Origin of the sequence: Mycobacterium helveticum, assembly GCF_007714205.1 — a bacterium.
GTDB classification, from domain to species: Bacteria; Actinomycetota; Actinomycetes; order Mycobacteriales; family Mycobacteriaceae; genus Mycobacterium; species Mycobacterium helveticum.
On record NZ_VMQU01000191.1, the window covers coordinates 1 to 6,677 of the forward strand.

General features: G+C 71.7%; 5 protein-coding genes and 1 pseudogene. 2 read left to right on the top strand and 4 right to left on the bottom strand.

Annotation, left to right across the window (positions count from 1 at the left end):
• Both FPZ47_RS25755 and FPZ47_RS25760 read left to right on the top strand, forming a co-directional pair.
• Positions 1 to 2,218, top strand: a 2,218-nt coding sequence (locus FPZ47_RS25755) for an ATP-binding cassette domain-containing protein (protein WP_210420012.1), incomplete at its 5' end; no start/stop codon positions are given.
• Positions 2,219 to 2,264: 46 nt separating this feature from the next.
• Complete coding sequence (locus FPZ47_RS25760; RefSeq protein ID WP_145039694.1) at positions 2,265 to 4,703, top strand: ATP-binding cassette domain-containing protein; 2,439 nt, start codon at positions 2,265 to 2,267, stop codon at positions 4,701 to 4,703.
• A gap of 44 nt (positions 4,704 to 4,747) precedes the next feature.
• On the opposite strand, the gene FPZ47_RS25765 is transcribed toward FPZ47_RS25760, so the two are convergent.
• The 4 genes and pseudogenes from FPZ47_RS25765 to FPZ47_RS25780 form a co-directional block, all read right to left on the bottom strand.
• Positions 4,748 to 5,335, bottom strand: a complete 588-nt coding sequence (locus FPZ47_RS25765; protein ID WP_144956819.1) for a GTP-binding protein — start codon at positions 5,333 to 5,335, stop codon at positions 4,748 to 4,750.
• Positions 5,316 to 5,690, bottom strand: a complete 375-nt coding sequence (locus FPZ47_RS25770; RefSeq protein ID WP_144956816.1) for a DUF742 domain-containing protein — start codon at positions 5,688 to 5,690, stop codon at positions 5,316 to 5,318. Before FPZ47_RS25770 ends, FPZ47_RS25765 begins: the two co-directional genes overlap by 20 nt.
• Before the next feature lie 14 nt (positions 5,691 to 5,704).
• Positions 5,705 to 6,109, bottom strand: a complete 405-nt coding sequence (locus FPZ47_RS25775) for a serine protease inhibitor (protein WP_144956812.1) — start codon at positions 6,107 to 6,109, stop codon at positions 5,705 to 5,707.
• A pseudogene (locus tag FPZ47_RS25780) lies at positions 6,106 to 6,677 on the bottom strand (ATP-binding protein); the annotation flags it as partial. The gene FPZ47_RS25775 and the pseudogene FPZ47_RS25780, both read right to left, overlap by 4 nt.

Consider the following 6,677-nt stretch of genomic DNA (forward strand, 5'->3'; position numbering starts at 1 on the left):
GCCCGCCCGGCCGTCGGCCCCCCCGCCGAGACCGCATCCGGGTCCGCCGCCATCGCACGGCCAACCCATGCGCCCGGCGGTCGCGGCCGGACCGCGACCGCATCCGGCGAGCCCGCCGCCACCGCCGGGCAACTTCCCGCCGCACCCGCACATCCCCGCGCCGGGCCCGCGGGCGGCCGCGCCGTCTTCACCGCCGACCCAGATGTCGGCGCCCGCCGCCAGGGAGCCGGAGGTGGCGAACCTGGCGACCAAGATGATGCAGGCCCTGATGCCGTCCCGATCCGGGTCGCTGCAGAAGCCGGCCGGCGCGATCACGATCGGCCGCGCCACCGACAACGAGATCGTCATCCAGGACGTCCTGGCGTCGCGCCATCACGCGTTCATGATCCAGACCCCGCTGGGCACCGAGATCCGCGACGCGCACAGCGTCAACGGCACGTTCGTCAACGGTGTGCGCGTCGGGTCGGCGGTGCTGACCGAGGGCGACGTGGTCACCATCGGGAACGTCGACCTGGTGTTCACCCGCGACACCCTGGTCCGGCGCACCGAGGCCGCCACGCGCACCGGCGGTCTCGAGGTGAACTCGGTCTGCTTCAGCGTCGAGCACGGCAAGCAGCTGATCGACCACATCTCGCTGACGGCCCGGCCCGGGACGCTGACGGCCATCATCGGTGGGTCCGGCGCGGGGAAGACCACGCTGTCGCGGTTGATCGTCGGGTACACCAGTCCCAGCGCGGGCTCGGTGTGCTTCGAGGGGCACGACATCCACAAGGAATACGCGAACATGCGCAGCCGGATCGGGATGGTCCCGCAGGACGACGTCGTGCATCGCCAGCTGACGGTCAACCAGGCCCTCAACTACGCTGCCGAACTGCGCCTGCCGCCCGACACCAGCAAAGAGGAGCGCGCGCAGATCGTCGCCCAGGTGCTCGAAGAACTCGACATGACCAAGCACGCCGACACCCGGGTCGACAAGCTGTCGGGCGGCCAGCGCAAACGCGCCTCGGTGGCACTCGAGCTGCTCACGCAGCCGTCGCTGCTGCTGCTCGACGAGCCCACCTCGGGCCTGGACCCGGCGCTGGACCGCCAGGTCATGCTGATGCTGCGCCAGCTCGCCGACGCGGGCCGCGTGGTGCTGGTGGTCACGCACTCGGTGTCCTACCTGGAGGTCTGCGACCAGATCCTGCTTGTCGCACCCGGCGGCAAGACCGCGTTCTGCGGCCCGCCCGACCAGGTCGAGGCCGCCATGGGCACCCGCAACTGGGCCGACATCTTCGCCAACGTGGGCGCCGATCCCGACGAGGCCAACCGCCGCTTCAAGGAGCGCGGCGACCACGCGCAGCGGCCACCGTCCCCGCAGAGCCCGGCGGATCTGGGCGAACCACCCAGGACCGATCTGTGGCGGCAGCTGTCCACGATCGCCCGCCGGCAGGTCCGGCTCGTCGTATCCGACCGGGGATACACGATATTCCTGGCGGTGCTGCCGTTCCTCATCGGCGGCTTGTCGCTGACGGTGAAGGGGTCCAACCCCGGCCTCGGGCCCGCCGATCCATTCGGCGCAGCGCCCACGCAGCCGCAGTACATCATGGTGCTGCTGAACATCGGCGCCGTCTTCATGGGCACGGCGCTGACCATCCGCGACCTGATCGGCGAGCGCCCGATCTTCAAGCGGGAACAGGCGGTCGGCCTGTCCACCAACGCCTACCTGCTGGCGAAGATCGCGGTCTTCTCCGTCTTTGCGACCGGCCAGGCCGCGGTGGCGACGTTGATCGTGCGGATCGGCAAGGGCGCCCCGACGGCGCATCCGCCGTTGTTCGACAACGCCACTTTCGCGCTGTTCGTCACCGTCGCGGGCACCTGTGTGGCGTCGGCGCTGCTGGGGCTGCTCCTGTCGGCCCTGGCGCAGTCCAACGAGCAGATCATGCCGATGCTGGTGGTGTCGATCATGTCGCAGCTGGTGCTCTCCGGCGGGATGATCCCGGTCTACGGGCGTTTCGGCCTCGAGCAGCTCGCCTGGCTGACCCCCGCGCGCTGGGGCTACGCCGCGGGCGCCTCCTCGATCGACTTTCCGGCGCTGGTCAAGGTCAAACAGATCCCGACCAACGACCCGATCTGGCAGCACTCCAAACACATCCTGGTGTTCGACATGGTCATGCTGGCGGCGTTGTCGTGCGCCTACGCCGGCATCATCCGGTGGCATATCCGCCTGAAACGCTGAGACCCGGCTCCGACGCGGCGGTCGTCGCCGTCATTAATCTGGACTGATGACTCGATCCGCGCAGCCCGTGCTCACGGTTCGGACCGACAAAGCGCAGACCAGCTTCGCGCCGGGCCGCGACGTGGTCGTCGGGAACGACGTGCGCGCCGACCTGCGCGTGGCGCACCCGCTGATCGCCCGCGCGCACCTGTTGCTGCGCTTCGGTGCGGGCGGGTGGACGGCCGTCGACAACAACTCGCTGAACGGGATGTTCGTCAACGGCCGGCGGGTGCCGACGGCCGACATCCACGACGGCCAGACCATCAACATCGGCAAGGCCGACGGGCCGCGGCTCACCTTCGAGGTCGGATGCCACGACGGCGCCGTCGGCCTGGCGCCGCCGACGGAGTCGATCCCCATCGCGGTGCCACCCGGCGGCCCGGTGTCCGCGCCGGCACCCCGCGGGGCCGCGCCCGGGCCCCCGCCGGAGCTCAACCCGCCGACCCAGATCGGCGTCACCGGTGAGGTGGCCGAGTTCCCGACCACCCGGGTCCGCTCGCCGGGGCCCGACGGCGGTGGTGGGCCGCCGGCGGGCAGCCCCGCCTGGATCGGGCGATCGCTGGACAACGACATCGTCGTGCACGACGTGCTGGCGTCACGCCACCACGCGTTCCTGGCACCGACGCCGCTGGGCACCGAGATCCGCGACGCGAACAGCATCAACGGAACCTTCGTCAACGGGATCAGGGTCGGGTCCGCCCTGCTCGCCGAGGGTGACGTAGTGACGATCGGCAACGTCGACCTGGTGTTGCGCGACGGTGTCCTCGTGCGCCGCCAGGAGGCGGCCACGCGCACCGGCGGCCTGGAGGTGCGGGAGGTCGACTTCGGCGTCGACGGCAAGAACCTGCTCGAGCGGATCTCGATGACCGCCCGGCCCGGCACGCTGACCGCCATCATCGGCGGGTCCGGCGCCGGCAAAACCACCCTGTCGCGGCTGATCGCCGGCTACGCCACCCCGACTTCGGGTTCGGTCACCTTCGAGGGCCACGACATCCACACCGAGTACGCGTCGCTGCGCACCAGGATCGGGATGGTCCCCCAGGACGACGTCGTGCACCGCCAGCTGACGGTCGACCAGGCCCTGGGCTACGCCGCCGAGCTGCGGCTGCCGCCCGACACCAGCAAGGCCGACCGGCAGCAGGTGGTCGCGCAGGTGCTCGACGAGCTGGGGATGACGCAGCACGCCGACACCCGTGTCGACAAGCTGTCGGGCGGGCAACGCAAACGCGCCTCGGTCGCGCTCGAGCTGCTCACCGGGCCGTCGCTGCTGATCCTCGACGAGCCGACGTCGGGGCTGGACCCGGCGCTGGACCTGCAGGTGATGACGATGCTGCGCCAGCTGGCCGACGCCGGCCGGGTGGTGCTGGTGGTCACCCACTCGCTGACCTACCTCGACGTCTGCGACCAGGTGCTGCTGATGGCGCCCGGCGGCAGGACGGCCTTTCTGGGCCCCCCCGGCGAGATCGGCGACGTCATGGGCACCACCAACTGGGCCCACATCTTCGCCAAGGTGGGCGCCGACCCCGAGGAGGCCAACCGGCGCTTTCTGGCCCAGCGGGACGCACAGCGGCAGCCGGCGCCGGCGGCGCCGGCGGCGCCGGCCGACCTGGGCGCGCCCGCGCACACCAGCGTGCGGCGCCAGCTCTCCACGGTCACCCGCCGCCAGATCCGCCTGGTGGTCGCCGACCGCGCCTATTTCGTGTTCCTGGCGCTGCTGCCGTTCGTCATGGGCGGGTTGTCGCTGACCGTCCCGGGCAACAGCGGATTCGGCGTCGCGCCGCCGACCAGCGACACACCCGACGAGTCGGCGCAGATCCTGACGCTGCTGTCGATCGCGGCCGTCTTCATGGGCACGGCGCTGACGATCCGCGACCTGATCGGCGAGCGCCCCATCTTCACGCGGGAACAGGCGGTCGGCCTGTCGACGCAGGCCTATCTGGGCGCCAAGATCGTCGTGTTCTGCGTGTTCGCGGTCGGGCAGGCGGCGATCGCAACGGGCATCGTCATCGCCGGCAAGGGCGCGCCCACCCAGCGGGCGGTGCTGTTGGGGAATCCGAGCTTCGAGCTGTTCGTCACCGTCGCCGCGACGTGCGTGGCCTCGGCGATCCTCGGGCTGGTGTTGTCGTCGCTGGCGCGCTCCAACGAGCAGATCATGCCGCTGCTGGTGGTGTCGCTGATGCTGCAGCTGGTGCTGGCCGGTGGCCTGATCCCGGTCACCGGGCGGGTCCTGCTCGACCAGGTGTCGTGGGCGGTGCCCGCGCGGTGGGGATACGCGGCGTCGGCGTCGACGGTGAACGTGGACGCGCTGGTGCCCGGGACGCTGGTTCCCCACGACAGCCACTGGCGGCACACCCCGGGCGCCTGGCTGTTCGACATGGCGATGCTGGGCACGCTGACGGTGGTCTACGCGGCGATCGTGCGGTGGCGCCTGCGGCTCCGGCACTGATCGGGGCGGGGCGGCGTCCAGCCGCAGCCCGTGCGCCGGCGCGCTCAGCTCGCGGCCAGGCTTTCCAGCGCGTACTCGCTGACGGCGATCAACGCGTCGGTCGCCGAGCGGCGGTCGCGGGCGTCGACGGTGATCACCGGGATGTGCGGGGCCAGGGCCAGCGCCTCGCGCACTTCGCCGGCCGGATAGCGGGGTGCCCCCTCGAACTCGTTGACCGCGACCAGAAACGGCAGTTTGCGGTGCTCGAAGAAGTCGACCGCGGCGAAGCTGTCCTGCAGGCGCCGCACGTCGACCAGCACGATCGCCCCGATCGCGCCGCGCACCAGGTCGTCCCACATGAACCAGAACCGCCGCTGCCCCGGGGTGCCGAACAGGTAGAGCACCAGGTCCTCGTCCAGGGTGATGCGGCCGAAGTCCATCGCGACCGTGGTGGTCCGCTTGTCCGGGGTGGCCTCGAGCGCGTCCACCCCGGCCGAGGCGTCGGTGAGCATCGCCTCGGTGCGCAAGGGCATGATCTCGGACACCGCGCCGACGAACGTCGTCTTCCCGGCGCCGAACCCGCCCGCGACGACGATCTTCGTCGAGGCGTGCGCTCCCCCGTCCGGCCGGGCATCAGAGTGCTCGTAAGCCACGCAGAGTCCTTCCTATGAGCTCGTGGCGCTCATCGCGGGTCGAAAGTGCGGTCAACGTCCTGTGCACCTGAAGGTAGCCGGACAGAACCAGATCGCCGACCAGGACGCGCGCGACGCCGACCGGCAGATCCAGCCGGGCCGCGATTTCGGCGACCGACGGGCTGTTGACACACAACTGGATGATCGTGCCTTTCGGATCCTCGGGTGGCCACTGGTGGGCAAGGCCGGCCTGCAGCGTCTGTATCGGCGCTTCCAGGGGGAGGTCGACGTCGGTGTCGGTGCGCCCGGCCGTCAGCGTGTACGGCCGGACCAGGCTCGCCTTACGCGGGGACGGCCAGGGCTCGGGTGCGTCCATCGCGGATCACAGGCTCACGAGTGCCGCGTGACGGACCGGCGGGTGGACTGCACGACGCTGCCCACGCGGTCGACCAGGATGGCCATCTCGTAGCCGATCTGGCCGATGTCGCAGGACGTCGCGGCCAGCGTGGCCAGATGCGAGCCGTCACCGACCCGCATCAGCAGCAGATACCCGTTCTGCATCTCGACCACCGACTGCAGCACCTGCCCGCCGTCGAACAGCTGCGCGGCCCCGGCCGCGAGGCTGGCCAGCCCCGAGGCCACCGCCGCCAACTGGTCGGCGCGCTCCCGTGGCAGGTGCTCGCTGGCGGCGATGGGCAGCCCGTCGACCGACACCAGCAACGCATGCGCCACCCCGGGGACCTCGCGGGCGAACTTCGTCATCAGCCAGTCCAGCGAACTACCCCCCGACGTCATGGCTGATCCGTTCCGTTGCTGGTTTCGCGGGCATGCGTCCGCCCCGTGCGCACCCCGCCGAAGTGGCTGCGCAACGACGCGCGAACCGCCTCGGGGTCGCGCGCCGGGTGCGCCGCGCCGGTGGCGGACTGCTCGTCGCCGGGCGGAGCGTCGCCGGGCGGAGCGTCGCCGTCGGCGGCGTCATCGCTGGCGCCGGCGTCGTCGGGCCGGCCCGCCCCGTCGGCCGCGCCGGGCACCAGCCGGGCCCCGGGCATGCGGACCGGCAACCCGTGCTCGGCGGTGCGCGCCTCGATCGGCTTGTCCTCGGCCTCGGCGGCCAGCGACCAGCCGCGGTCCCACACCGACTGCCAGTCCAGGTCCGCGCTGTCGACCAGGTCGTGCGGGTCGCCCAGCATCTCCGCGAGCATCCGCCGGTAGATCACGTCGTCGTCGGCCGGGCCGGCCGAAGCGGCGGGCCGGGCGGCCGGGGGCGTGGGACGATCGCCCGGCTCCCGGGAGCGCGCCGCGAAGAACGCCGAGGTGTCCGACACGGCCGGTGCCGGGGCTTTCGGGGCCTCCGGGGCTTGCG

Excerpts from the sequence above, each read along its gene's own strand:
- FPZ47_RS25760 (WP_145039694.1), top strand. The coding sequence starts at position 2,265 with ATGACTCGATCCGCGCAGCCCGTGCTCACGGTTCGGACCGACAAAGCG.
- FPZ47_RS25770 (WP_144956816.1), bottom strand. The coding sequence starts at position 5,690 with ATGGACGCACCCGAGCCCTGGCCGTCCCCGCGTAAGGCGAGCCTGGTC.
- FPZ47_RS25775 (WP_144956812.1), bottom strand. The coding sequence starts at position 6,109 with ATGACGTCGGGGGGTAGTTCGCTGGACTGGCTGATGACGAAGTTCGCC.